Source organism: Rubrivirga sp. SAORIC476 (assembly GCF_002283555.1).
Classification (GTDB): Bacteria; Bacteroidota; Rhodothermia; order Rhodothermales; family Rubricoccaceae; genus Rubrivirga.
In genome coordinates, this window is the sequence record NZ_MVOI01000015.1 from 82,698 (window position 1) to 109,682 (window position 26,985).

20 protein-coding genes are annotated in these 26,985 nt (G+C 72.1%); 8 read left to right on the forward strand and 12 right to left on the reverse strand.

Translation table 11 applies throughout. From position 1 onward, the window contains the following. Window positions 1–130 precede the first annotated feature (130 nt). The 5 genes from ggt to B1759_RS18065 form a co-directional block, all read right to left on the reverse strand. Window positions 131–1,885 (reverse strand): gamma-glutamyltransferase, encoded by a 1,755-nt coding sequence (gene ggt / locus B1759_RS18045; RefSeq protein WP_198949013.1) that lies wholly within the window; start codon window positions 1,883–1,885, stop codon window positions 131–133. Between the two features lie 52 nt (window positions 1,886–1,937). Continuing rightward, the gene (locus B1759_RS18050; RefSeq protein ID WP_095516475.1) at window positions 1,938–3,599 is read right to left on the reverse strand and encodes a hypothetical protein; all 1,662 of its coding nucleotides are present in this window, start codon (window positions 3,597–3,599) and stop codon (window positions 1,938–1,940) included. A 102-nt stretch (window positions 3,600–3,701) separates the two neighbouring features. Further along, complete coding sequence (locus B1759_RS18055) at window positions 3,702–5,132, reverse strand: T9SS type A sorting domain-containing protein (RefSeq protein WP_095516476.1); 1,431 nt, start codon at window positions 5,130–5,132, stop codon at window positions 3,702–3,704. A gap of 90 nt (window positions 5,133–5,222) precedes the next feature. Next, entirely contained in the window at window positions 5,223–7,592 is a 2,370-nt protein-coding gene (locus B1759_RS18060) for a prolyl oligopeptidase family serine peptidase (RefSeq protein WP_095516477.1), read from the reverse strand. A gap of 75 nt (window positions 7,593–7,667) precedes the next feature. After that, window positions 7,668–8,336, reverse strand: coding sequence for a hypothetical protein (locus B1759_RS18065; RefSeq protein ID WP_095516478.1), 669 nt, complete (start codon window positions 8,334–8,336; stop codon window positions 7,668–7,670). A 157-nt stretch (window positions 8,337–8,493) separates the two neighbouring features. Between B1759_RS18065 and B1759_RS18070 the strand changes: the two genes are divergently transcribed. After that, window positions 8,494–9,405, forward strand: a complete 912-nt coding sequence (locus B1759_RS18070) for a DUF5655 domain-containing protein (protein ID WP_095516479.1) — start codon at window positions 8,494–8,496, stop codon at window positions 9,403–9,405. A gap of 44 nt (window positions 9,406–9,449) precedes the next feature. On the opposite strand, the gene B1759_RS18075 is transcribed toward B1759_RS18070, so the two are convergent. The 4 genes from B1759_RS18075 to B1759_RS18090 all read right to left on the reverse strand — a co-directional run bounded on the left by B1759_RS18075 (window position 9,450) and on the right by B1759_RS18090 (window position 14,781). Further along, on the reverse strand, window positions 9,450–9,872 hold the full coding sequence (locus B1759_RS18075) for a hypothetical protein (RefSeq protein ID WP_198949014.1): 423 nt from the start codon (window positions 9,870–9,872) through the stop codon (window positions 9,450–9,452). A gap of 26 nt (window positions 9,873–9,898) precedes the next feature. Further along, complete coding sequence (locus tag B1759_RS18080; RefSeq protein WP_095516480.1) at window positions 9,899–12,256, reverse strand: PAS domain-containing protein; 2,358 nt, start codon at window positions 12,254–12,256, stop codon at window positions 9,899–9,901. A gap of 87 nt (window positions 12,257–12,343) precedes the next feature. Beyond that, a complete protein-coding gene (locus B1759_RS18085; protein WP_095516481.1) occupies window positions 12,344–13,252 on the reverse strand; it encodes a choice-of-anchor V domain-containing protein in 909 nt (302 codons plus the stop codon). A gap of 71 nt (window positions 13,253–13,323) precedes the next feature. Continuing rightward, window positions 13,324–14,781, reverse strand: coding sequence for a sorbosone dehydrogenase family protein (locus B1759_RS18090; protein ID WP_095516482.1), 1,458 nt, complete (start codon window positions 14,779–14,781; stop codon window positions 13,324–13,326). 63 nt (window positions 14,782–14,844) lie between these two features. Between B1759_RS18090 and B1759_RS18095 the strand changes: the two genes are divergently transcribed. Next, the gene (locus B1759_RS18095; RefSeq protein WP_198949015.1) at window positions 14,845–15,429 is read left to right on the forward strand and encodes a DUF1684 domain-containing protein; all 585 of its coding nucleotides are present in this window, start codon (window positions 14,845–14,847) and stop codon (window positions 15,427–15,429) included. Between the two features lie 63 nt (window positions 15,430–15,492). On the opposite strand, the gene B1759_RS18100 is transcribed toward B1759_RS18095, so the two are convergent. Next, window positions 15,493–16,374, reverse strand: a complete 882-nt coding sequence (locus tag B1759_RS18100; protein ID WP_095516483.1) for a hypothetical protein — start codon at window positions 16,372–16,374, stop codon at window positions 15,493–15,495. A gap of 218 nt (window positions 16,375–16,592) precedes the next feature. Then, window positions 16,593–17,039 (reverse strand): MarR family winged helix-turn-helix transcriptional regulator, encoded by a 447-nt coding sequence (locus B1759_RS18105; RefSeq protein WP_095516484.1) that lies wholly within the window; start codon window positions 17,037–17,039, stop codon window positions 16,593–16,595. A gap of 224 nt (window positions 17,040–17,263) precedes the next feature. Here B1759_RS18105 and B1759_RS18110 point away from each other — a divergent pair, with 224 nt between their 5' ends. The 4 genes from B1759_RS18110 (at window position 17,264) to B1759_RS18125 (ending at window position 20,971) form a co-directional block, all read left to right on the forward strand. Next, the gene (locus B1759_RS18110; RefSeq protein WP_095516485.1) at window positions 17,264–18,433 is read left to right on the forward strand and encodes an MBL fold metallo-hydrolase; all 1,170 of its coding nucleotides are present in this window, start codon (window positions 17,264–17,266) and stop codon (window positions 18,431–18,433) included. Between the two features lie 108 nt (window positions 18,434–18,541). After that, complete coding sequence (locus B1759_RS18115; protein WP_095516486.1) at window positions 18,542–18,997, forward strand: DVUA0089 family protein; 456 nt, start codon at window positions 18,542–18,544, stop codon at window positions 18,995–18,997. Window positions 18,998–19,073: 76 nt separating this feature from the next. Beyond that, window positions 19,074–19,499 (forward strand): hypothetical protein, encoded by a 426-nt coding sequence (locus tag B1759_RS18120; RefSeq protein ID WP_095516487.1) that lies wholly within the window; start codon window positions 19,074–19,076, stop codon window positions 19,497–19,499. Continuing rightward, window positions 19,430–20,971: a S8 family serine peptidase gene (locus tag B1759_RS18125; RefSeq protein WP_369811391.1), complete on the forward strand. Its 1,542-nt coding sequence runs from the start codon at window positions 19,430–19,432 to the stop codon at window positions 20,969–20,971. Before B1759_RS18120 ends, B1759_RS18125 begins: the two co-directional genes overlap by 70 nt. Before the next feature lie 71 nt (window positions 20,972–21,042). Here B1759_RS18125 and B1759_RS18130 read toward each other — a convergent pair whose 3' ends face one another. Continuing rightward, window positions 21,043–23,844 carry a right-handed parallel beta-helix repeat-containing protein gene (locus B1759_RS18130; RefSeq protein WP_095516489.1) on the reverse strand — a complete coding sequence of 934 codons (2,802 nt, stop codon included), beginning with the start codon at window positions 23,842–23,844 and terminating at the stop codon, window positions 21,043–21,045. Between the two features lie 119 nt (window positions 23,845–23,963). Here B1759_RS18130 and B1759_RS18135 point away from each other — a divergent pair, with 119 nt between their 5' ends. After that, complete coding sequence (locus tag B1759_RS18135; protein WP_158225339.1) at window positions 23,964–24,548, forward strand: ECF-type sigma factor; 585 nt, start codon at window positions 23,964–23,966, stop codon at window positions 24,546–24,548. Window positions 24,549–24,609: 61 nt separating this feature from the next. Then, window positions 24,610–26,808 (forward strand): serine/threonine-protein kinase, encoded by a 2,199-nt coding sequence (locus B1759_RS18140; protein WP_158225340.1) that lies wholly within the window; start codon window positions 24,610–24,612, stop codon window positions 26,806–26,808. Window positions 26,809–26,985: the final 177 nt, after the last annotated feature.

Consider the following 26,985-nt stretch of genomic DNA (forward strand, 5'->3'; position numbering starts at 1 on the left):
CGACGCTTAACACTCCCCACGCACGACCCTCACACTGCGGTAACGATTCGGTCATGTGGCGACAATCCGGACGGCTCAAGCCCCAGCCGCCGGGCGGGCGGTGCCCTCCTCGGCGCCGAGGCCGCGCGGGTCAGTACCCCACCGCCGCGTCCTCGCCACGTGGGTCGGCGCCGCCCAGCAGCACGCGCCCGGCCGTGCCCGCCTCGATGGCGTCGAGGCCGGACGGGTCCGTCGAGGCCCGCGCGTCGTCGTAGACCACCTCGATGGCGTCGACCCGGCTCCAGTGGCCGCCGGACACGTCCACGTCCCAGCCGCGCTCCTGGAGCGCCACGATCACGTCCTCCGCCAGCCCCTGGTGCTCGGCGTAGAGCACGTCCGGCAACCACTGGTGATGCACGCGCGGCGCCGCGACGGCCTCCTGCACGTCCATCCCGTGGTCGATGATGTTGAGGATGGTCTCGTAGACCGCCGTGATGATGCGCGGCCCGCCCGGGCTCCCGACCACCAGCATCAGTCGCCCCTCGGGGTCCTCCACGATGGTCGGCGTCATCGACGACAGCATCCGCTTGCCGGGGCCGACCGCGTTGGCCTCGCCCTGCACCAGCCCGAACATGTTGGGCTGGCCCGGCGCCGACGTGAAGTCGTCCATCTCGTTGTTGAGGAAGAAGCCCGCGCCCTCGACCACCACCCGCGACCCGAAGCCGCCGTTGAGCGTCGTCGTGACCGACACCGCCGTGCCCTCGGCGTCGACGACCGAGTAGTGGGTCGTCTGGGGCGACTCGGCGCGCGGCTGTCCGGCGCCGAGGTCCGTGCTCGCGCTCGCCCGCACCGGGTCGAAGTCCGCCATCCGGGCCGCCGTGTACGCCGGGTCGATCAGTTCGGCCGTCGGCAGGTCGGTGAAGTCCGGATCGCCCAGGAATTCGGCCCGGTCGGCGAAGGCGCGGCGCATGGCCTCCCCCATCAGGTGCACCGAGGCGGACGAGTTGAAGCCGAGCGCGGCGAGGTCGAACGGCTCGACGGCGTCCAGCATCTGGATCAGCGCCACGCCGCCCGACGACGGCGGCGGCATCGAGAAGACACGGTGGCCGCGGTACTCGCCCACCAGCGGCGCCCGCTCGACGGCCTCGTAGCCCGCGAGGTCGGCGTGCGTGATGATGCCGCCCCCTCGTTCCATCTCGGCCACCAGCAGGTCGGCCGTCTCGCCCGTGTAGAACCCATCCCGCCCCTCGTCGCGGATCCGGCGCAGCACCGCCGCCAGTTCCGGCTGGCGGAACGTCTCGCCTTCCGAGTACCCGCCAGGCTGGGTGAAGTGGCGGACGGTGCCCGCGTACGGGGCGAAGCGCTCGGCATAGGCGTTCATCAGCTCCGCCTCGGCGCGGCTGAGCGGGTAGCCCTCGGCGAGACGGATGGCGGGCGCGAGCACGTCGGCGAGGGGCGCGCGGCCATACTGGGCGTGCGCCTTCAACATCCCGGCGACGGCGCCGGGCACGCCGGAGGCAAGATGCCCGCGGCGGCTCAGGTCCGGGCGGATGGCGCCCGTCGAGTCGTCGATGTACATGTCGCGCGTGGCTGCGGCCGGGCCGGTCTCGCGGTAGTCGATGGTGGTGGCGGTGCCGTCGGGGAAGCGGATCACCATGAACCCGCCCCCGCCGATGTTGCCCGCGACGGGGAACGTGACGGCCAGCGCGAAGCCCGTCGCCACGGCCGCGTCGACGGCGTTGCCGCCGCCCCGCATCACCTCGACGCCCGCGGCGGAGGCGTTGACCTCGGCCGAGACCACCATCCCGTTCTCGGCGCGGAGCGGGTCGCTCGTCGGCGACCGCTGCGCCCGGCAGGCGGACGCGACGAGGAGGACGGCGAGCAGGAGCGGGAGGCGACGGGTCACGGAGGTGCAGGAGAGGAGCGTCGGAACCTACGCCGCCCCTCCCCTCTCTGGCTCACCGCACCACCGTCATCCGCGTCTGCGCCCGCACGCCCCAGGCCTCCAGCACGACGGCGTAGACGCCGGACGGAAGCCCGTCCGTGGCGACGTCCAGCCGGTGGGTCCCGGCGGCCAGGGCCGCGTCCGTGATCGTCGCCACCGTCCGCCCCAGGGCGTCCACGAGCGTCATGCGGACGCGCTGCGCGCGGTCGAGCGCGACCGTGACGCGGGCCGCCCCCGCCGTCGGGTTCGGCGCGGGCGCCGAGAGCCGCACCGAGGCCGACCGGTCCGCCTCGGCCGACGTGTCGCCCATGTCGAGGCGCATCAACTGCGTCGTGACCGCCAGCGTCACCGGGTCCCGCGTGCCGACCTCCAGCAGCAGCGTCTCCCCCAGCCACCCGAGCGACGCCGCCTGGCTGTTCGCGGGCAGCGCCACCAGCGGCGCGGCGGCGGCGCCGAACGCCGCGACGCGCTCCAGCGCGCAGTCGGTGTACGACGCCGCGCACGTCTGGACGATCACGGCCGTCCCGTCGGCGAGGAGCGGACCGGCGAGGCGCCCGCCGGTCGAGGCCGGGATCTCGACCAGCGACGCACCGTCGGTCGCGAACAGACGCGTGTCCAGCGTGGCGGGCTGGGCGAGCAGGTAGAACGCGTCGTCGGTCTGGGCGCAGGACGGGTTCCAGCGGGCCTCCGCCGAGCCCGTCGTGCACTGGACGCGGCTGCCGGTGCTCCCCGGCCGAATGTCGCCGAGGAGCGTCAGCGTGGCGCCGTCGAACACGTACGGCTCGGGGCCGACGGCCGGGTCGGGCTGGGCGAGGACGATCACGCGCCCGCCTGCGAGGCCGAGTGGCTGGGGGGCGCTGCCGAGGGCGCCGGGCGCGGCGTCGACGGCCAGGCTCGCGTCGCCGCCCGCGCTCGTCCACAGCTCGCGTCCCGCCTCCACCCCGGCGGCGTCGGGCCCCGTCGCGGCGAACACGACCTGCCCGTTCCAGGCGAGGAGTGAGCCCGGTGCGCTCGACCCGGCCCCCTCCACGATGTCGCGCACGCGCGCCAGCCCAGGCCCGAGAGCGCGGTAGAGTTCGACGCCCGTCGATCCGTCGGTCGCCGCGAACAGCACAGTGCCGCCGAGGTCGGTAAAACCCGACGGCGAGGCGTCACAGCTTCCCGGACACAGATCCTGCACCAGATTGACCGCCTCGCCCTCGGTCCGCCACACCTCACATCCCTCCGCCGTCGTGCAGGCGGTGAAGTAGAGGCCGACGCTCGTCGGGGTCAGCTGGCCAAGCCCACCGTTATCGATGGCTGTGACGCCCGAAAACCGCTCCACGCCGAGCCCGTCGGCCGTGGTCCGAAAGAGACCGTTCGTCACCGGCCCGCTCCCCGCGTCGACGGTGGCGACGAAGTAGCCGCGCCCGCCGAAGGGCACCAGCCCGCGGGCGCTCGGCGCGATGCCCAGGACATCCAGCGAGACCGTCCCGCCGGGCGTCCCGTCCGTCCGCCACAGGCGGAAGTCGCTCTCGCCCGGCGCGAGCCCGGCGAAGACGACGGCGCCGCCCACGTCGACGTAGGGCGCGAAGAACGGCTGGGCGTTGACGTCCACGTCGGCCAGCGGCGTGAGCGTCTGGGCAGACGCGGTGCCGACGAGAGCGAGGGCGAGGAGGGCAGAGCGAAGGCGCATCGGAAGGAGGGTCGAGATCCTCCCCCTACCGATTGCGGTCGCCCGACCTGTCATCCGCCCTGCCTCGGTGCCGAGGCGGCGAAACGGAGTCGTCCGCGCGGCTCACCATGCTACGGTCAGCCCCGCGCTGGCCGTTCCTGCCTCGGTCACGACGCGGACCGAGTAGGCGCCCACCGGCCAGCCCTCCGCGTCTAGCGCAACCCGCTGGCCGTCCGTCGCCGCGCCCTCGTGGAGCACCGCCACCTCGCGGCCCAGCGCGTCGACCACGCTCACCCGGACCGCCTGCGGCGATGCCAGCGACAGCCGCACCGTCACGGCTCCGCCGGTCGGGTTCGGCCACACCGACACGCCGACCGAGGCGGGCGCCTCCGGCTCTGGATCGCGTGCCACCGGCTGCATCGCCTCCGCCACACGGCCCCGCGACCGATACGACCACGACGCCTTGTTGCCGCTCCGCACCGTCCCCGCGTACAGCCTGCCGTCCGGGCCAGTCTCCACCGTCTCGGCGTAGGTAGTGTGGCCGTCCGAGTGCACCATCACGCCCGGCACCCGCCCGATCTGCGTCCATGTCTCGCCGCCGTCGGTTGTCGCCCACACCCGGCCCGGGTACGGGTCCGCCGCCGCTGCCCAGCCCGGACCTCCGCCGACCTCCGTCGGCACCGCCGTGAGCGCCGTCCACGTCCCGCCGTACTCGAAGGCGTGGACCTCGCGCCACGTCTCGCCCTCGTCGTCCGAGGTCCAGGCGTAGGTGCTCGGCCGACCGGCCTGCGTGCCGATGATCAGCAGGCGCCCCTCGGTGGAGTCGCCCGGTCGGCCCGTCACGAAGCCATCGAGCATCAGCATCTCCGTCAGGTCGAAGCCGATCCGCGTCGTGTCGTAGAGCGCCGGGATGGGCGCGTAGGTCTGGCCGCCGTCGCGCGAGAGCACCGCGCCGTAGAAGCCCGCCGCGACGACGCGCCCGGAGCGGAAGGTGTGGAGCCGGAAGGTCTGGAGACGGGGCGAAGTCACCGTGCGCGTCCAGGTGTCGCCGCCGTCGTCGGAGTAGACCGTCGCGGGCGAGTGGCCCGAGACGAGGCGGCCGGGGTAAGGCGAGTCGGGCGGGAACTGGTCGAGGGCGCCTCGTGAGCCGATGCGGCTTCGCCTGCTGCCATCGGGGTTGGGGGGCTCGAGGACGCCGTCGAAAGTCTGGCCGCCATCGACGGAGCGGTAGAGGCTTCCTCCGACGAAGAGGGTGTCGGGGCCGCTCTCGTCGAAGGGGTCGCCCAGGAACAACATCGGCCCGCCCTGCGGGAAGAGGTAGACCTGCTCCCATGCCCCGTCGATCTGGTCGAGGCGGTAGACGCCAGAGTCCCCACCCCAGATGGTGGGCGCGTCGCGGTCACCGGAGAAGGTGAACGCCTGGAGTTGCTGCCGCGCGTCGCCGAGCGGCTCCCAGGCGGTCGTGTCGTCGAGGGCGCCCTGTGCGTGCGCGCTCATGCCTGCCCCCAGCGCGAGGGCGAGCACGAACAGGCAGACGAAATGCGGGCGCAGCATCGGGACGGAGTGAGTGCCAAAGGATAGGCACACGCTCCCACCGACTCTGTCCACCTCGGCGCCTCCACGGTGCCACCGAGGTAGGCGGGGTCAGCCCTCTGAATCGTCCGCGCGGCGGGGGCCGACGCTGTGCTCGATGAGGTCGAGGATGCGGTGCAGCTTGTCCGCCCACGAGGTCGGCTCGCGGTACCCGTGGGGCTCGACCGGCGCGATGGCCAGCTCCCAATCGCGCTTGCCCAGCTCGATCAGGCGCTGGCTCAGCCGGAAGATGTCCTGCGGCTGGACGTTGTCGTCCACCAGCCCGTGCGTCATCAGGAGTGGGTCCTCCAGCCCGGCCGCGAACTCGATGGGCGACGAGCGGAGGTACGCCTCGGGGTCGTCGAGGGGCGAGTTGAGGATGTTGCGGGTGTACGTGTCGTTGTAGTGCGCCCAGTCGGTCACGCTGCGGAGCGCCGCGCCGCCGCCGAAGTGCTCCGCCTCGGTGAAGAGCGCCATCAGCGTCAGGAAGCCGCCGTACGAGCCGCCGTAGATCGCGACGCGCTCCGGGTCGATGCCGAACGCGTCGCCCACGTAGCGGCTCGCGTCGACATAGTCCTGGAGATCGCGGCCTCCCATGTGGCGGTAGACCGCCGTCCGCCAGTCGCGGCCGTAGCCCGCCGACGCCCGGTAGTCGAGGTCGAGGACCACGTACCCCGCATCCGCCAGCAGGTTGTGGAACTGCATCTCGCGGGGGTAGCCGCTCCACCAGCGGTGCGCGTTCTGGAGGTAGCCCGCGCCGTGGACGAACAGCACGGCCGCGCCGTTCGGCGTCTCCGGCCGGTAGATGCGCGCGGGCACGCGGGCGCCGTCGGACGCCGGGATCTCGACGATCTCGGCCTCGCGCCACGGGTACGCCGCGAACGCGTCCGTCACCGACTCGGTCACCTGCACCGCCTCACCGCCGATTCGCTGGACGAACACCTCGGGCGGGCGCGTCGCCGTCGAGTGGAGCAGCGCCAGCCGCCGCCCGTCGGGCGACACCGCCGCGTCCCACTTGCCGACGCCCTCGGTAATCTGCCGACGCCGGGCGAAGCCGCCGGTCGTGGTGGGCATCGTCCAGACGTGCCGCTGGCCGAGGTCGCCCTCCGACGTTTCCAGAACCCACGTCCGCCCGTCAGCCGTGAGGGTGGCCTCCTCGACCTCGAACGCACCCTCGGTGAGCGCCTCGACGGTGCCCGTGGTCAGGTCGACGGCGTAGAGGTGGCTCCAGCCGGTCCGCTCGGACTGGAACCAGTAGCGGCCATCCGGGAGAAACCCACCTGCGCTGCCGCCGCCCCACCAGCTGATGCCCGGTCCGGCGACCCATGCCTCGTCGCGCTGGCGGTCGAGGACGGTGAGCGTGCCCGTCGCCGCGTCGAGGCGGGCGAGCCAGCGGTCCTTGTTGTCGACCGTCCGCACGTCCACCACGGCGACGCCGGGCTGGGTCGGGTGCCACGACAGGAAGGGCAGGAACTGGCGCGACGAGTCGGCCTCAGCGTCGGAGAAGTCGGGCGCATCGAAGGCGCCCGGGAGCACCGTCAGGTCGATCTGGAGCGTCGTGTCGCGGTCGGCGTCGATCACGATCAGGTCGGCGCCGGTGCGCGGGCCGCCCACCTTCGGCCGGGCGCGGATCTCCTCGGCCACGCCCGAGGTGGTCACGTAGTCCACCATCCGGGTCCGCTCGGAGTCGCCGGCGTCGGACAGCGTCATCGCGACGAACCGGCCGCTGGCGTCGGCGTCGAGGGCGCCCACGGACCGGTCGCCGACGTAGACGACCGGCGGGGCGTCGGGGTCGAGGGCCTCGGACTCGCGGGCCGCCTCGGCGAGCGAGTCGCGGCGGACACGCTCGCGGAGCACGTCGAAGAGGCGCGTCTGCTGGTCGCGGAGGTACGCCGCCTGCGGCGACGGCTCCAGGTCGGACGGTGCGCGGCCCTCGCGGAGGTCGGTGATCGTCCACCACCGCCCCTCGTCCAGGCGGACGAGCGCGTCGCCACGGCGCACCACCAGGCTACCGTCGGCCAGGAAGCGGGGCTGGGACTCGCGCTCCGGCGTCCGGGTGATCCGCTCCGTGCGACCGTCGCGCACGGTGAGCACGTACAGGTCCCCGCCGCGGACGAACGCCCGGCGCGTCCGGTCCGGGCTGTAGCTCCCGTCCGACGTGAGCCCCTGGAAGCGCGGCGCGAGGGTCCGGCGCTCGGCTGCGGGCACCTGCACCGGCGTGCCGCCCTCCGGGTCCACACGGAAGAGCGAGTCGGCCGGGAAGGCGCCGCGCGGGTTCCACTCGAAGTAGACCGCGTCGCCCGCGTCCGTCCAGAACGGCTCCGACGGCCACGCGCCGATCCACGTCTCCGGGGCCTGCGTGATCTGCTCGATGGTGAGCGCGGGCCGCTGCTGCGCGGCGGCGAGGCTGGCGAGGGCGACGAAGAGGACGAGCGGGCGCATGGCAGAGGGAAGGCGAGGCCCGAAGATATCCGGACCGCCCCGCCCGCACCTCCCGCCTCGGCACCGAGGCGAGCGCTACCGGCCGCCGAACACGAGCCCGAAGAGCAGCGTGTCGACGCTGTACGCCTCGTCGAAGCGGACCGCCGTGCCGTCGTCCAGCACGAGGTCGCCGCCCTCGACGCCCGTCAGGTCGAGGCTGTAGCCCACCTTCGGCCCGATCCGCGTGCCGCCGACCTCGAACGTCAGCCCGGCGCCGAACGTGGCGACGGTGCTCAGCAGTTGGGCCTCCTCCCTCGCGCTGGCGAACGTCACGTTCTCGTCTGAGAGGTCCACCAGGAAGCGGAATTCGGGACCGCCGAAGGCATAGGCGGTCAGCGGGCCGAAGCGGCGCCCGGTGCGCGCGTCCAGTTGGAGCGTCACGAAGCTGGCCGAGAGCGACTCGCGGTTGAAGCGGTTGCCGTCCTCGTCCAGCACGGCCGACGTGTTGAGGAAGTGCGCGCCCACCCGGAAGCCCACCGGCCCCGGCATCACCACGACCCCCAGCCCGGCCTCGAACCCGATGGACGCGGGGATCGAGAACGTCTCGGTTCCGTCGAGGGGCGTCTGCGTCGGGTCCGTGGGGTCGAACTGGAAGCCCGAGACGTCCTCGGTCCAGGTGACGATGGGGCCCACCGTGAGGTCCACGCCGACCTGGGCGCGGGCGAGGGCGGGGACGACGAGGAGCAGGAGAGCGACGAGGCGCATCGGGAAACGGGGGGCGTGTGCCTCACGATACTGGAGCCGGCGCGAACGACCGTCACCCCGCCCACCTCGGCACCGAGGCGGGCCGACTGGCACGAGCCGACTACCTTTCTGCACACCTCCTGACAGTCCACCCCGCCCTCTGGCCACGAGCTACTCCATGAGCGACATCAAGCTCTTCCGCACCGAAGCCGGCGCCGTATCCGAACTCACCCCTGAGGGCTTCCACCTCGAGAAAAGCTTACAGGCCCTCATCGAACGTCACCTCGATGCCTTCCTCGGGGTTCGATTCCTCACGTCGGAACACTCGACGGGAGCGAAGCACGGCGGTAGGATCGACACACTGGGAATCGACGAGAACGGATGCCCTGTCATCATCGAGTACAAGCGGTCTTCGAACGAGAATGTCATCAACCAGGGCCTGTTCTACCTGGACTGGCTGTTCGACCACAAGGCAGAGTTTCGACTCCTCGTCATGGACACGCTGGGCCATGACGCATCGACCGCAATCGAGTGGTCGAGTCCGCGACTCCTCTGCATCGCACAAGACTTCACCCGCTACGACGAGCACGCCGTCCAGCAGATCAACCGCAACATCGAGCTGATCCGGTACCGTCGCTACGGCGGCGACCTCCTCCTGCTGGAACTCGTCAATCAGACCTCGACGGCTCCAACGGCTGCTTCCAGTTCGCCCTCCTCTGGCCCGGCGAGCTACAAGAGCGTCACCCAGTACATCGCGGATGCGGACCAGGAACTCACAGATCGCTACGAAGCCCTTCGGGCGTTCTGCCTCTCACTCGGTGACGACGTGCAGGAGAAGACGTTGAAGTACTACGTCGCCTTCAAGCGGCTCAAAAACTTCGCGTGTGTCGAGGTCCACACGAAAACTCGAAACGTGATGGCTTACCTCAAGGTCTCTCCCGACGATGTCGATGTCGCGGGTGACTCCGGCCTCCGTGACATGCGTGGGATCGGTCATTACGGGACCGGAGACCTAGAGTTGACGATCTCTTCCATGGAGGATCTCCGCCGGATGGAGCCGCTCATTCAGCGGAGTTATGACCTGAGCTAGTTCTTGCTCCCGCCCGCCTCGGCACCGAGGCGGGCCGACGGGCGTCAGTGGTCGCCGATGACCTGCCCGGCGTGCGGCCGCGTGTCCTCGCCGATGTTGAGGCGGTCCGGGACGTCGTTGCGCTGGGGCTCCGGGTTGAGAAGCGAGCCCGTCAGCGGCGTCTCCAGGGCCGTCACGAACGGCGCGATGGTGGAAAACAGGAAGTCCTGCTGGAACTCGTAGAAGTCCGGGTCGAAGCCGCCGGCGTCGCCCTGGTGGCCTGCGATGTCGAGGTAAAAGACGCGCGGCCAGCCAGGGAAGCGCGCCTGGGCGTCGCGGAGCAGCCCGAACACGGCCTGCGCGGCCTGCTCGAACGTCTCCTCCGGGACGACCACGTGGTACAGGGCAACCGAATTGTCGAAGCCCATGTGGACGCCGGGAGCGTCGGGCTTGGCATACTCGGGGACGAACGGCGCGGAGTCGGACACGGTCGGGGCGGCGGTGCCCTGGAAACCTAGGACGCCTCGACGGGGAAGACCATCGCCGGGGCTTCACCGGTGCCGCCGTCGGCCCAGCCCACCGCGCGAGCGGGGTGGTCGACCTCGGGCAGGTCCACGACGGGGACCTGCTGGCGAGGCAGGCGGAGCGACCAGCCCGGCGGGTCGCCGTCGAGATAGCGAGCGCTGCCCCCGAGCGCCTCGGCGAGGCGCGGCACGTAGGCTTCCCGGAGTCCGAAGAGGGTCCCTGGCGTTCCGCCCGTCACCACGATCTCCATGCCGACAGGCCCCGAGGCCTTCATCCGAACGTCGACGCAGGCGCCCTGGGCCGTCGCGACGGCGCCGCTGATGAGCGTCCGCAGCAGGCGCTCGAACAGGGCGGCATCCATCAACAAGGGCTCGTCGGGGAGCGAACACCACAGGTTGAGTGACAGCCGTCGCGCCTCGGCGGCCGTGCGGCTGCCTTCCGCCGCCCGCATCAGCACGGCGCACGGATCGGTCGGCTCCGGAGGCGAGGCCGCGGCCTCGCCCCCCAGGAGTGCCATCTCGTCGAGGGCGGCCATGAGCCGCTCCCCTGCCCGGCCGATCACGCCTCGGACCTCGGCGAGATCCTCCGGCGACGGGTGCTCCTCCAGCAGGTCGGCGTAGCCGAGGATGGAGGTGAGCGGCGAGCGGATCTCGTGGTCGAGGTGCTTGAGGAGCGCCTTGCGGGCCTCGGCCTCGGCGATCCGAGACGTCGAAGCATGGTGCCCCGTGACGTCGAGCGCGACGCCGATGAGTCCGGCCGGTTGCCCGGCACGGTCGGCCCGGCCCTGGACGCGGATCTCGAAGGCCCGGTCGCCAACCTCGACCAGCCACGCGGCGTCGTGGCCCGCGAGCGCGTCGGCGATGCCCGTGGCGGCCTTCGGGGCGCTGGCGAACAGGTCGCCGAGGAGTCGCCCCCGGGACGTGTCGAGCGACAGGCCGAGGAGGTCCAGGCCGCGTCCTCCGCTCATGACGAGGCGGCCGGCCGGGTCGGCAGCGAACAGGGCGAGCGGCGCGTGTGCGAGCAGCGCCTCGACCGGCGAGGGGCCGCCCTCCAGGCCCCGGAGCGACCGGTCCTCGACGATGAACGCGAAGCGCGGCACCTCGTCGTCCGCGTCGATGCGCGAGACCGTGGTCGCCATGCGGCGCGGGCGGTCCGGCGTGCCGGCGTCGACGTCGAAGCGCTGGGCGGTGCCGTCTTCGAGGGCACGGCGGCAGGCGGCGAGCCACTGGCGACCGATCCGCCCGCCGAGCCCCAGGTCGGTGGCGCGCTGCCCGGCGATGGCCTCGGGCGTGGCGCCGAGCGCCGTGGCGGCCGTGGCGTTCACGCGGACGAACTCCAGGTCGCCGTCGAGGAGGCGGACGATGCCCATGCCCATGGGCGCGCCGTCGAAGAAGCCCGCCAGGTCGGCCTCGCGGTCGGCGAGTTCGCGGGCGGTCGTGGAGCCCTGCACCGACGCCCCCATCCAGCGGGCGAGCGACTCGACGAGGGCGCGGTCGGCGTCCGAGAAGGGCCGCGCACGCGGCCCGTGGCCGACCACACAGAACGTGCCCACGCAGCGCCCCTGCACGAACACCGGCGCGCCGATGTAGGCGCCAGGCGAGGCCGGTCCGGCCGGCGACGCGGCTGCGTCCTCCACGCCGAACGGCCCGTCGGTCTGGACGGTGATCGCGCAGAACGTCTCGCCCAGCGCAATCGGGCGCACCGGCACGAGCCGCTCCGAGGGGTCGTACACGGTCTGCGGCATCCACAGCCCGCGGTCGATGTGGACGAAGGCGGCGCCGTCGAGGCCCAGCATCTCCGTGGCCTGCTGGAGCGCGAGGCCGAGGCGGTCCTCGAACGTGCCAGGGTGGACGGCCACCTCGTGCAGCAGGCGGCCCAGATCCAGCGCGCCGGGCAGCGAGCGAACCAGGCCGAGGGCCAGCTGGCTGGCCGTCGCGAACGCTTCGGTCCAGGCTTCGCTGGGGTCGTGCGCCTCCGACCCGACTACCAACAGCGCGCCGTCGCCGTCGCCGAGGCGAGCGCCGGCGACGAACCGGACGCCCTCGATGGTGCCGGCCACATCGAGCACATCCACCCCTCCCCCACCGAGCCGGTCGACGAGGCCCTGGATGGTGCTCGGGTCGTCGCCCCAGGAGCCCACCGCGGACGCGAGGTGGAGCGCCCCGGCCGCGTCGGCCGTGAACAGGAGCGCCGCGGGCACCCCGAGGTGGTACGTGATCAGACGGAGCCCGGCTTCGACCGGCGTCTGGGGTTGGAGGGCCTCCTCGTCCGGAGGAAGCCCAGTGGGGTCAGGAGAAGCCAGGGGGACAAGGTTGAGACGACTCTTTATAGGGATCGGCTGTTGCATCTCAGGACGCAATACGTCGAGCAGTGGGAATGCCAGCGCACCCGGACACGCGTCCGTCCGGCGCCGCCTCGTGTCCCCACACGACCCTCAGCGGGCGACCGAGAGGGGCCGGGCCTGACGCCCTCCGGGCCCCTCGACCCGGACGAAGTAGAGGCCCGCCGCCAGCCCGTCTGTGCTCACCTCGACCGCCGAGGTCCCCGAGGCCAGTGCCCGCCGCTCCGTCGCGCGGACGGCTCGGCCCACGCCGTCGAGCACCGTCACCGTCACCTCGCCGGGCTGGTCCATCGCGACCCCAAGGCGGGCGGTCCGGCCAGCGCGGAGCGGGTTGGGCCACGGCGTCCCGACCGAGAACCCGCTCCTCGGAGAGGCCGGCGTGTCGGCGGTCGGCAGCACCACGTCCGCGGTCGCCGTGTAGACGTAGTCACCCGACGTGGTGCCGTTGCCGTCGGCGGCGTTCGCGGCGACGTAGACCCGGACGACGCCCGACTCCCCGGCCTCGGGGTTCCTGGGTACCCAGTTCACCACCCAGGTCGTCTGCGAGGTGCCGCCGAGGGTGTGCGTCACGTACGTGGTATCGCGACTCGCCCCCGACCCCGCGAACGCGGTGTTCGCCGGATCGGCCAGCAGAAAGCGCCCATGGAACGCGCCGCTGTCCGGGTCGCGGACGGTCACCTCGAAGCCCTGCCGCGCCGACCCCGCCGAGAACGGCGGCGTCTGGTTGTCGACGGTGATCGTGATGGGGACGGTCTCGCCGGGCGCCGCGGTCTGCGCGACCTCCACCGACACACTGCCCGTGCCCGCGTTGAGGTCGAACGAGTTGTGGCACACCGCGCACGTCTGGGGCGACCCGTCGGACCGAAGCAAGTGCCCCGCGAAGCCGGGGTTGGCGCCGGTCGACCGCCCCTCGGCAGGCGCAGGGCTCAGACCGACCACGGCGACGAGCCCGCCCAGGGCGGACAGGAGGAAGAGCGCGCGGAGACGGGACGTGGCGGACATGGCGATGGCTGAGGTGACCTCTCGGGTATCGGCGATCCAGACCGCCGGTTCAACCCCTCGCACGCGCTACACTACCGGACGCGGACGAGGCGGACCGAGGCGCGCTCGCCGTGGGCGGTCGTGGCGACGGCCGCATACACGCCGGGCGCCAGCGTCGACGCGTCCACCGGGACCGACCGCGGCGGTGCCGGGCCGTCCCAGAGCACCGCGACCTCCCGGCCGCGCACGTCCACCAGCACCACCCGGACCGGCCCGGTCACGCCGAGGGCCAGCGCTGTCCGGTCGCGGAACGGGTTGGGGCCCGCCAGCCGGAGGCCTCCCGCCTCGGGAGCCGGCTCGGCATCCGTGGCGGTGCGCACGATGCGGTAGATCGTGCCTGCGTAGTCCGTCACCAGGATGTCGGCGCCGTCCGGGTCGATGGACGAGAGGTTGATCGTCCCCTCTCCACCGCTCGCACGCGGGAACGTGCTCGCGAGCAGCGTCGACTCCGTCGCGCCGGGGTCGAGGGCCCAGAGGCGCCCCGTCACGAAGTCGCCGAAGAGGTAGGACCCCGAGAGGGCGAGATCCACGTCCTCGATCACGTAGCCGCCGGTGATCGAGTAGCCCCCCGTCGCGAAGTCATGCGGGTACGAGAACACCGGCGCCTCGTAGAGTTCCTGCCCACAGGTGCTGGTCCCCGGCGGATAGCAGGCCGGCCCTTCGACCACGTTCCAGCCGTAGTTGCCCCCCGCCACGACGAGGTCGACCTCCTCCCAGGTGTCCTGCCCCACATCGCCCACCCAGACCCCCGCGCCGTTGACGTCGAACTTGAACGGATTGCGGAAGCCGTAGGCGAAGATCTCGTCGCGCTCGGGGCCGTCGGTCATCGCGTACGGGTTGTCGTCGGGGATCCGGTAGGCCTGGCCCTCCGGCACGTCGTCGACGGCGATGCGGAGGATCGCGCCGAGGAGCGACGTCACGTCCTGGCCGTTGCCGAACGGGTCGCCGCCGCCCCCGCCGTCGCCGAGGCCGACGTAGAGGTGGCCGTCGGGGCCGAAGTCGATGGTGCCGCCGTTGTGGTTGTCGGCGGGCTGGTCCACGGCCAGCAAGATGCGCTCGGACGAGAGGTCGGCGCGGAGCGGATCGGTGGCGTCCCGCGCGAACTCGGAGATGCGCGATTCGAGCACACGGACGCCCGCCTGCGGGGACGCGACCGGTGCGGTGTAGGACACGAACAGGCGGCCGTTGGTGGCGTAGTCCGGGTGGAACGCGAGGCCGAGCAGGCCGCCTTCGCCCTGCGCGATGGCGCGATCGCCGAGGTCGAGGAACACCGTCGCCGCGGCGTCGCCCGGGAGGAGCGTCATCACCCGGGGCGGGTTGCCCTGCTCCAGCACGTACAGCCTCCCTGGCTGGCCGGGCGTGGTCTCGACGCCGAGTGGGTGGGCGAACGTGACGCCGGGCGTCGCGAAGGTGATCTCGAGGGACGGCGCCTGGGCTCTCGCACCGACGGCGGCGAGGAGCAACAGCGCGAGCGGCAGGACGCGGGACATGGCGACGTCGGGAGGGCCCCAAAGGTAGGGGCGTAGCTTGGTGCCTCCCCTCTACCCACCTCCGTGACCCGCCTCCTCGTCCTCGCCGCCGTGCTCGTCGGCTGCTCGTCGGAGCCGCCTGGGCCGACGCTGGACCATGCCGCACTGCGGGCGAGCTGGGAGCAGTGGGCCGCGAGCCGCGACTCGCTGTTTCGCTCGCCGGACTCGCCCTTTCTGCCCGGCGCCGACCCCGAGGTCGCGTACTACGACTACGACTCGACGTTCGCCGTCCCAGCCGTCCTCGTTCCCTCGCTCTCGCAGGACACCGTCACGTTCCCCACGACCACCGGCGAGTTGCAACGCTACGCCCAGTCCGGCCATCTGGTGTTCGAGGTGGGCGGCGTGGAGCGACGGCTGGAGGCCTTTCAATTGGTCGGCAGTGCCACGCCGCGCCTCTTCGTCCCGTTCCGCGACGCCACCACAGGGACCGAGACCTACGGAGGGGGCCGGTACCTGGACCTGGGAGTAGAGCCGACAGGGCGCTACGCGCTCGACTTCAACCAGGCCTACAACCCGTACTGCGTCTACAACCCGACGTACTCGTGCCCGCTCCCCCCGGCCGAGAACACGCTGGAGGTCGCGATCTCAGCGGGCGAGCGCATGCCCTGAACCGACACGCGCCCGCCCCGGCCGGAGCCAGAGCGGGCGCGTCAGGGGAACGCTCAGGGCGTTCTACCCATCGTTGCCGCGCCGACGGCGATCGTTGGAGCGGTCGTTGTCCCGGTCGGAGCGGCGGTCCGCCGAGCGCGAGGACCCACGGTCGTTGTCCCGACGATCTGTCCGGGCAGGCGTGTTGCGATCCTGACGACGGTCCCGCCGGGTCTCCTGACGGCGATCCTGCCGCGTCTCCCGGCGATCTTGCCGCGTCTCCCGACGGTCCTCACGACGGTCCTGCCGGGTCTCCCGGCGATCCTGACGGGTTTCCCGGCGACGGTCCTGCTGCCGGTCGGCCCGGCGCTGCTCCTCGCGGCGCTGCTCGGCCCGACGCTCATCCGCCCGGCGGTCACGACGGCCGTCGTCATATCGGCGGTCGTCGCGCCGGTCGTTGTCGTAGCGCCGGTCGTTGCGGCGCGTGTCGTACCAGCCACGGCGCTGGTCGTAGCGACGGTAGCGGTAGTAGTCGGTGTACCGAACGCTCCCGTAGCGGTTGTAGTAGCGGTACGGCTCCCAGTAGCGACGGTCGAGGATGCGCTCGATGTCACGGTCGATCTGCGCCCACCAGCCCCGCGCCTCGCCATAGTGGCGGGGGAATGGGTACACGCTTCCGTGACGGCTGTAGGCCGTCCGGTCGAGAAGCTGGTAGGTCCGCCGGATGAGCAGGTCGCGGATCTCCCGCTCTTCCCGGTTCGAAATGCGGAGGTGGCGGTCGAGCTGGTCGACGTACTGGCGGGCGTCCCGCTCGACGCTGCTCCGGTAGCGCGACGTGCGGCCGTAGTTGTCGTTGCGGGTCGGGACGGGGGCTCGGCGGTAGTCGCCATAGTCCCCGTAGCGTCCATTGGCGTAGCCGAGCTCGGCGCAGCCGGTCAGCGCGAGAAGGCCAGCGAGGGCGGCCATCGGTAGAAGCGATCGGTTCATCTCAGTGGAGGTGTGGTGGAGGCGCGGTCGCGCTGGGTGGGGCGCAGTTCGAGAGCCGCGACAAGGACGGGCGAGGTCACATCTCCGTGACTCAACCGCTATGCCGAAGCCACATTTCGTCCGAATCCGGCCACAACGGCCGAAAAATGTCCTCCAGGGAAGACGCCCCCGAACCTCTCGCTCCACACCCCCTTCGCCTACTCGCCCGCGCTCACCGCCTGCTCGACGCGCGCCAGGAGCGACAGCAACGTCACCCGGTCGGCCTCGGGAAGGGGCTCCAACATGGCCGCCGCCACCCGCTCGTAGGCCCGGCGCTCGGCCTGGAAGACCGCCTCGCCCGCGTCGGTCAGCGCGACGTGCCACACGCGCCGGTCGGCCTCGCTCCTCCGGCGCACCACCGTGCCTGCCGACTCCAGGCGGTCCACGAGCGGTGTCACGGCGCTCTGCCCCACCCGAAGGTCATCCGCCAGCGCACCCATCCGGAGTGGGCCGCGGACCCCCAGCACGTCGACGGCGCGCAGTTCCTGCTTGCTCAGGGCCTCGTGTGCGCCCGACGACTCGGCAGCGACCCGCTCGAACAGAAGGCCCAGCACGCGGAGCGTCGTCGAGAAGGCACGGACGTGATCGGCAGACGGGGCAGACATGAGGCCAGGCAGCGGGGTGGCAAGGTACGCGCCCCCACGCAGTGCTTTCACAATCGAATGGTTCAATCACTGAAACATACAGCATGAGCATCGGTACTCTGCCTCCTCCCCATGTCGAGCGATTCCAGTCGGGTGGACGGTCGCGCGCGGAGGCTCTCTCCGACGTGCCCCGACCGTGCCGTCGATGTGCGCTCTCGCTCCCCGAAACCGCCTTTACGTTGCCGATGCCCCTGTCTCGCACGTTGCTCGCCACCGCCTCCCTCGCTGGCGTGACCATCGGAGCCGCCGTCGCGGCCACCCGCCTCCCCGTCTTCGGCGCGCGTCCCGAAGGCGACCGCCTCGACCGCATGCGCCGCTCCCCGCAGTGGGACGGTGCCGCCTTCCGCAACCCGCTCCCGATGCAGTCGATGGGGTCACCAGGGACCATCCTGGAGTGGTTATTCGGAGGGCGCGAGACGCGCCAGCCGAGCGAGCCGGTGCCCACCGTCGCCCGCACCCGCGCCGACTTCGACGCGCCGACGAACCTCCGCCTGACGTGGCTCGGCCACGGCACGACGCTGGTCGAACTGGAAGGCCGACGTGTTCTGATCGACCCCGTGTTCAGCCGAAACGCCTCGCCGGGGCCGCTCTTCGGCGTCGCGCGGTTCTTCGAGCCGCCGCTGCCGCTCGCCGAGGTGCCCGACCTCGACGCCGTGGTGCTGACGCACGACCACTACGACCACCTCGACGCCGCGACGGTCCGCCAGCTCGCCCCGACGGTGCCGCGCTGGGTGTGCCCGCTGGGCGTCGGCGCGCACCTGGAGCGCTGGGGTGTCCCGGCGGACCGCATCACGGAGCGCGACTGGTGGGACGAGGCCGAGGTGAACGGCCTGCGCCTCGTCTGCACGCCCGCGCGCCACTTCTCCGGCCGCTTCCTCGACGACCGCAACCGCACGCTCTGGTGCGGGTGGGCCATCCTGGGAGAGACCTACCGCGTCTACGCCACCGGCGACGGTGGCTTCGGGCCCCACTTCGCCGAGGTGGGCGATCGCCTCGGACCGTTCGACGCGACGCTGGCCGAGATCGGCGCCTACAACCAGGGCTGGGCAGACGTCCACATGGGGCCGGAGCAGGCGGTCCGCGCCGTCCAGCACGCGCGAGGCGGCCTGCTGGTGCCGGTCCACTGGGGGACGTTCAACCTCGCCTTCCACGGATGGACGGAGCCCGCCGAGCGCATCGTCGTGGCGGCCCAGGTGGCAGGCGTCCCCCTCGTCGTGCCACGACCGGGAGAACCCGTCGAGCCCGCCGCGCCCCAGCCCATCGAGCGGTGGTGGCCCGAGGTCGCGTGGCAGACGGCCGCCGAGGCGCCGGTCGTCTCGTCCGCCCTCGACCTGGGGCCGGAGGGGGCCCGCTGAGTCGAGCTGGGCGACGCGTCCGCGCAGGCCGGCCACTTGGAGCGGGTGACTTCGAAACCGGAGAGATCCCGTTCTTCCAGGTGTCCGCCCTCTCCTCCGCCCTCGACCATGCGCTACCGCCTCGGCCGGGCCGCCCTCGCAGCCCTCGCCTTCCCACTCCTGCTGACCGCCTGCGACTCGGGAGGCCCCGACTCGATCGACGTGTCCGCCCTCGAAGCGGCCTTCGACTGTGACGTCCGCGCCATCTCGACGGACGCGAACGTCAGCGGCTCCCTCGCCGCCGGCGACTGCCAACTCGACGACGACTCGTTCATCGACTACTACGCGTTCGAGATCGACGAGACGGCCTCGGTGTACATCGAGCACTCGTCCAGCCAGGTCGACCCGTACCTCTTCCTCTTCAGCCCGTCGGGCGCGCTCCTCGACCAGAACGATGACGTGAGCGAGGGCAACCTGAACGCGGCCATCGAGCGCACCCTCCAGGCCGGGATCTACGCTATCGGAGCCAACTCCTTCGACGCTGGCGAGGTGGGCGCCTACTCGATCCGCGTGAGCATCGACTAGGCCAGGGGCCAGAGGGTGAGCCGGTTCGGCCCGGAACGACGCTTTGAGAAGGGTCTCCACTCTCTGCGCTGCGCCCATGCCTCGCCGACTCGTCCCTTTCCTGCTCGTCGCGCTCGCTGCACTCCCGGCGCTCGCCCAGCAGACCGACGGCGTCCACGCCGAGACCCGCGTCGACCGCGTCCGCTCCGAGTTCGGGCTGACCGGCTCCGGCGCGCTGGTCGCCGTCCTGGACCGCGGGCTCGACGTCGAGCACCCGGACTTCCGCAACGCGGACGGGACCACCCGCGTCGTCGCGCTACTGGACCTGACCGACAACAGCGGGGCGAACGCCCCCGACAACCCGTGGGGCGTCGGGACGGTCTACACCCGCGCCGAGATCGACGCCGCGCTGGCGGCCGGGACGCGGTCGGCCACGGGACCGCATCCGCAGGGATCGCGGCGGGCAACGGGCGCGCCAGCGACGGCCTCTACACCGGGGTCGCCCCCGACGCCGACCTCGTGATCGTCAAGTTCACGACCGAGGGCGCGGCGGCCCACGACGGCGAGCCTGCCGAGGCGCCGTTCTACAATCCCGCGCTGCTCCCCGCCGCGCTCGACTTCGTGGACGCGATGGCGACGGCCGAGGGCAAGCCCGTTGTGATCCTCGCCAACTTCGGGTCGGTCGGCGGCCCGATGGACGGCACCAGCACGATCGCGCGGGTCATCGACGAGCGGTTCGGGGCGGGCATCCCCGGGCGCGTCTTCCTGACCGGATCGAGCGACGACGGCGGCGTCGACAACCACGCGGGCGGGACCGTCACGCAGGGCGAGACGGCCGAGATTCGCATCCGGAAGGGTCACGCGGGCGCGCTCCGCCTGAACCTCTGGTACCCGGCCTCGGACCGGTTCACCGTCGAGGTGGTCTCCCCGAACGGAGCGGTCACCGGCCCCTACGCCCCGCCCGCGAACGGGGCCCGCGCGAGCGGCTCCGGCTCCGGCTTCGTCTACTACCACAACGGCGACGGCGTCGACTTCTTCGGCGCTGCCAGCGCCACGCGCGAGATCCTGATCGACTTCAGCGGCGCGGCCGGCACCTTCACCGTCCGCCTCACCGGCACGTCCGTCGCCGACGGCCGCTTCGACGCCTCGCTCAATCCCTCGACCCTCTACAGCCGTCCGGACAACGTCTTCGAGACGTACGCCGAGGCGGGCTACACCGTCTGGGACGCCGCCGCAGCACGCGACAACCTGCCCGTCAACTCGTACGTCCTCCAGCCGACGTGGACCGACGTGGATGGCGCCACGCAGACCTACCCCGGCAACGATGTCGGCATGGGCGAGCTCTGGCCCGGCAGCGGCGTCGGCCCGACCTACGACGGCCGCCTCGGCATCGCGGTGAGCGCCCCTGGCCAGGGCAACATCACGCCGTACGCGCCCCGCTCCATCTTCGCGACCGCCCGCTACAGTGTGATCCGGGACGGTGACGCACCCTACGGGGTGCTCGGCTTCGTGAGCGGCGCGGCGCCGGTCGTGACCGGCATCGTGGCGCTGCTGCTCGACGCCGACCCCACCCTCGACGCGGCTCAGGTCCGCGCTGCGCTCGAACAGACGGCCCGCACAGACGCCTTCACGGGCGTCGTCCCGAATACACAGTGGGGCTACGGCAAGGTCGACGCCTACGCCGCCACCGCCCTCGTCCGCGGCGGCACGGCTGACGAGCCAGATGCCCGGTCCGGCGGCCTGTCGCTGACGACGGCGCCCAACCCAGCGCACGGCGGCACCACGGTGACGCTCACGCTCGACGCGCCCTCCTCCGCCTCGGTGACGCTGTCGGACCTGCTGGGCCGCCGCGTGGGGGTCCTTCACGAGGGGCCGCTGGGCGCCGGGGCTCACCGGATCGCAGCCGACCTGTCGGGGCTGCCCGCCGGAGTCTACCTCGTTCGCGTCGAGGCGGGCGGGGCCGTGGTGGCACGGACGGTGACGGTCGTGCGGTAGCCCTCTGGGACGGCACGACAGCGGGGCCGCCTCCTTCAGGAAGCGGCCCCGCTGAGTACATGCACAATCGACTACCGGACGATGCTGACCCGGCGCGTCGCGCGGACGGTCTCCCCGTTCAGCACGATCACGTAGACGCCCGATGCGAGACCGGCCGCCTCGATGGTCACCTGCACCGGCTCACCGGCCGTCGGCGTGCCGTCGTAGAGCGAGCGCACGCGGCGGCCCATCATGTCGACCAGCGACACGGTCACGGGCTGCGCCTCGGCGACCGAGAACGTGACCCGGCTGCGCCCGGCGACGGGGTTGGGCGTCACCGCACCGAGGCGGACGGGCTCGGCGTCGCTGGCATCCGCCGCGGCCCGCGCGACGGGCGCCGTCTCCGCGCCGGACGCGATCTGCGCCGACGGGGGGATCGAGCCCTGCTCGAAGGCGCCGATGTCGTCCGTGTCCGTGATGGGGAACGTGCGGACGTAGCCCCGCTGGTCGAACTGGAGCGTCGTGCTTCCTGCGTTGACGGCCGGGCTGCCGGAGGCGAGTGCCATCGTCTTGGTGAAGCCGCCGTTGTCGGCGAGCGCCAGGAGCAACGGATCGGTCGCGAGGAAGTCGCTCGGCTGGGCGTCGAACTGGACCGGGGACGGCGACGTCCCGATCATGTTGTCTCCGTCCGACCCGAACCGTCCCTGGAGGTCGTTCGGAGCGTTGTCGGCCACGATCGTGTTCTTCAGGCGGACCGGCCGCGTGGGGCCGTCGGTGTTGCCCAGGCCGCCCCCGCCCACCTCGGCCGTGTTGCCCGCGATGGTCGCGCTGTCGAACTGGAGCACGGCGTCGGTCGAGAAGGCCGCCGCTCCGAGACGGGCCGTGTTGGCGGTGAACGTCGTGTTGCGGATCGCCGCGCGCGCGTCCGTCGCCGCGAAGAACCCGCCGCCGCGCTGAGGCGTGCTGTTGCCTTCGAAGAGCGCCTGCGTCACCGTAAAGTCGTTGGCCCCACCGCTCGCGAGGTAGATCCCGCCGCCCTCGCGCCGGGCGGCGTTGCCCTCGACCCAGACATCGAAGAGCGTCACGTCGCTCGTGCCCGACGCCCAGAGCGCGCCGCCCTGGTTCCAGGCCTCATTGTCCGCGATCCGCGCCTCCGAGATCGACAGCGAGCCGTCGCCGGGGATGTAGATGCCGCCGCCGTGGCCCGGCGCGCGGCCGGTCGTGTTGCCGAGGACGGTGCTCAGCGTCACACCCGGTGCGTCTGAGACCCAGTCGACCGTTCCGCCGTCGAGGATCGCGAGGCCGCCGCCGCCGCTGTTGCCGCGATTGAAGAGCATGGCGAGCGACCGGAATTGGACCGTCGCCTCGTCCACCACGATCGCGCCGCCGACGCCGCGGAGGCCCTTCGCCTCGTTGCGCGTGAACGTCGCGTTGCGGATCAGCACCGGCCCGCCGACGCCCGTGACGGCGATCGCACCGCCGCCCTCCCCCTCGGCCTGGCCGCGGGCGAAGTTGTTCGCGAACTCCCCGCCGAACACGTCGAGGCGGGCCCCCTCGCCGGCCCACACGGCGCCGCCGGAGCCCTTCGCCTCGTTGTCCGAGAACTGGAGTCCCGTGAGGTAGACCTCCGCATCTGCCCCCACGGCACGGATGGCGCCCCCGTCGCCCGGGCCGCCCGACACCACGTTCTCGGTCAGGCTCGCCTGCGAGATCGTGACCAGCGCGTCGCCCTGGACGTCGATGGCGCCGCCGCCTCGCTGCGCCCGGTTCAGACGGAAGGCCGTCCCCCCGCTGACCACCAGGGACCCCCCGTTCAGGAACACGCCGCCGCCGACGCCGCGGACCCCGAACGCCCGGTTGCCGACGAACTCGCCGCCCTCGACGGTGATGTCGGTCCCGGCACAGTAAACACCGGCGCCGCCGTCTCCGAGCGCCTCACCGACGGCCCGGTTGCCGTCGAACAACACGCCGGTCAGTTCCAGGGAGTCCGCGCAGTACACGCCCCCTCCGGTATCCGCCGAGTTGTTGAGGAAGGTGCTGTCATCGATGTCGGCCCCGGCACGCGCGGCGACTGCCCCGCCCAGGCTGATGCCGTCCAGCGCCGTGTTGCCGTCGAACGTGGTGTTCGAGAGGATGAGGAGCCCGTCCGACAGGATCGCCCCCCCCTCGTTCCTGGTGCGGTTGGTCGTGAACAGCGAACCCGTGACCCCGACGGCTGTGGATGTATTCGCGTAGATCGCCCCGCCACCGTTGCCCGTCAGGGCTCGATTGCTGGTGAAGGTGCTGTTGTTGATGTCGGCGGTGTCCCCGTCGAAATAGATGGCGCCCCCACCCGTCCAGGAGGACTGCGCGGGGGACCCGAGCGCCCGGTTGTCGATGAACGTCGTGTTGCTGATGAGAAGACTCGCGTCGAAGAACGCCGCGATGGCTCCGCCTCTCTCCGAGGCGGTGTTGCCCTCGAAGGTCGAGTTCCGGAAAATGCCCAGCGTGGAGCCGCCCATGAGCACGCCGGCGCCCGAGGGTCCCTCGCCGCCGGTCACGCGGAGGTCGACGAACTCGAACGCCTCAACGATGGAGTTGACGAAGAAGACGTTGGCGTTCGTCTGCGTCTGCTCGATGGTGGTCAGCCCGCTGGTGTTGCCGTTGATGACGACGGTGCTCTCGATGTTGAGCGTCGAGAAGAGGGTGATGGCCGGCACGTCCAGCAGGATTGTGTCGACCCCCGACGAGCCCGTCGTGCAGCCGCCGAAAGGGGCGTCGTCGCGTGCCGCGCGCAGGGCCTCGCGTAGCGTGCACCCGACGCCGTTGTCCGTGCCAGAGTCGACGTGGATGATGGCCGCCTGGGCCGGGAGCACCAGCGCGAACGCGGCGAGGAGGAAGAGGGAGAGTCGCATGGGTCGCATGGAAAGAGGGAGGTGGGGTCGTCCTCCCATGCGCGAGCCTTTCCGATTCGGGGACAGAGCGACGCCGCATGCGGCCTAACCCTATGTTCCAGATCCGCCTTCGCCGACCGATGTCCGTCGCGCCCGCCTCCGGTCCCGTCACCCGCCTCCTGATCGACGGCGCCGACACCCCCGACCTCGTCGACCGCCTGCTGCCGCTCGTCTACGACGAGTTGCGGCATCTCGCCCGGCGGCACCTCCAGCGCGAGCACGGCCCGGCGACGCTCCACACGACGGAGCTGGTCCACGAGGCCTACGTCAAGCTGGTCGGCGGAAGCCGGGTCCCGTCTGAGAGCAAGGCCCACTTCTTCGGCGCGGCCGCCCGAGCGATGCGCCAGGTGCTCGTCGACCGCGCCCGCGCACGGTCCGCCCAGAAACGCCCGCCGGCCGACGGCCGCGTCACCGTCGACGGCCTCCAGCTGGCCGACGCCGTCCAGGCCGAAGCGGCCGACGTGCTCGCGCTCCACGACGCGCTCACCCGGCTCGCCGAGGTGGACGCCCGCGCGGCGCAGGTCGTCGAACTCCGCTACTTCGGCGGCCTCACCGTCGACGAGGCCGCGGAGGTGCTCGGGGTCACGGGACGGACGGTCAAGCGCGACTGGCAGGCCGCCCGCGCCTGGCTCTACCGCGCGCTCGATGACCCGGCCCACGGCTGATCCGCCTCGCGTCCCCCGCAGCGGCGCGAATCCGCATGACCGAGAGTCCGCCCCGCTCCCCATGCCCGCCCCTGACCCGACGCTCTGGACTGCCGCCCGGCGCATCCTGGACCTCCTGGACGACTTGCCTCCCGAGGCGGATCGAGACGCCCACGCCCGGGAGGCCTGCCAGCGCGATGACGGGACGCTGAACGACGCACTCTACACGGAGGTCTGCGAGAGCCTCGCCGCCGAGGACGCCTCCGACGCGTCGGGATTCCTCGCCACCGACGCCGCCCAGGCGGCGGCGCACCTGCTGGCAGCGGGCGGTGTCGAGGCCGTCGGGCGCCGCGTCGGCCCGTGGGAGATCGGCGGCCTGCTGGGCGAGGGCGGCATGGGCGCGGTCTACCGCGCCCACCGGGCCGACGGAGCCTACGCGCAGGAGGTGGCCCTCAAGGTGATCGGCCGCGGGCTCGCGCCTCCTTCGCTCCTCGACCGGTTCCGCCGCGAGCGCCAGATCCTGGCCGGGCTCAGCCACCCGAACGTCGCGCGTCTCCTCGACGGCGGCGTCAGCGACGAGGGGCAGCCGTACTTCGCGATGGAGCTGGTGGACGGCGAGCCGATCACGGCCTACGTCGCCCGCCTCGGTCTCGACACCGACGCTCGCCTCCGGCTCATGCGACAGGTCTGCGACGCGGTCGCCTACGCGCACCGGCGGCTGATCGTCCACCGCGACCTCAAGCCGTCGAACGTGCTCGTCACCGAGGACGACGACGGGGCGCCACGGGCTGTCCTGCTCGACTTCGGCATCGCCAAGCTGCTCGACGCCGACGCCGACGCCTCCCGGACCGCGGCGCTGCTCACGCCCGACTACGCCGCCCCGGAGCAGCTCGCCGGCGACGAGATCACGACGGCGGCCGATGTCTACGCACTCGGCCTTCTGCTCTACGAGGTTCTGGCCGAACAGCGCCCGCATGCCGACGCCGGGGCGTCTCCGACAGAGCGGCTCCGGGCGATGGCCGCCCTCCCCCCGCCACCGTCCGCGCTCGCGGGACGCCGCCCGAGCGACCTGGACGCCGTCGTGCTGAAGGCCCTCGCCCCCGAGCCCGAGCGGCGCTACGTCTCTGCCGACGCGCTCGGCGACGACATCGACCACGCGGTCGCGGGCCTGCCCGTAACGGCGCGACGGCCCACGACCGCGTACCGCATGGGCACGTTTGTCCGCCGACACCCGCTCGGGGTCGCCGTGGCGACGGCGTTCGTGACCGTGCTGATCGGCTTCAGCGCCCTCACCACCGTCCAGGCGCGGCGGCTGGCGGACGAACGCGACCGCGCCGAGGCGGAGGCCGCCACCACGCAGGCCGTGAGCGACTTCGTGCTCGGCCTGTTCCGCGCCTCGAATCCCGGCGAGTCGCGCGGCGTCGAGACGACGGCCGGCGAACTGCTCGCCCGCGGCGTCGAGCGCACCGCCCGTCTCGACGGTGCCCCCGAGGTCAAGGCCGAGGTGCTCCGCACCCTGGGCACCGTCCAGATGCAGTTGGGCGACTTCGAGCACGCCCACACGGTCCTCACCGACGCCCTCGCATTGGCGCGGCAGCACAGCAGCCCCAGAGACCTCGTGCTCACGCTCAACGTCCTCGCGGCGCTCGAATGGCGGCGGCGGGCCATCGCACCGTCTGAAGCGCTCGCCCGCGAGGCCATCGCGCTGGCCGACGCCACGCCCACGCTGCCCGACTCCCTCCGCCTCGCCCCTCGGATCCAGCTCGCGATCGCCCACATCTCTCGTGAGGAGTACGACAGGGCCGAACCGTTGCTCACGTCGGGCCGGGAAGCCTCGGACCGCTTGCGCGCGGGCCACCCGCTCCAACTGGCGATCCTCAACAACCTCGGCATGGTGTACCGCGGCCAGGGCGACCTCGAGCGCGCGGAGGCGGTAGCGCGCGACGTGCTCGCCCTCCGCCGCCAGGTCCAGGGCGACGACCACCCCGACACGGCGTCTGCGCTCCGGAGTGTCGGCATCGTCCTCGAGGATCGGGGGCAGACAGAGGAGGCGGCCCTCCTCATTCGCGAAGCGCTCGCCATCCAGCGGCGGGTTCTGCCCCGGCCCCACCGCAACACCATCGACACCATCAAGCTGTTGGCGCGCTTCGTTTCACCTGCCGAGGCCGTCCTGCTTCTCCGCGACGCAGTCGAGCAGGTCGAGATGCTGTACCCCCCCGATCATCCCTCGATCGCCGGTGCGCGCCGCGCGCTGGCAGAAGCGGAGGCCCGTGTCCGGTAGCGCGTTCTAGCACCTGGGCCACGCACAGGAGAGGTAGGCGCCCCCCCCTGAGAGAGGAACGGTGGTGCGGCAGTACCCTTCGGCAACCTGCCAAGGACGCAGGGGGACAGGGCACGAGGCATTGCGGAAAGAGGCACGGGATGCCTCCGACGGGAACCGCGACCCACTCCGGGTGAG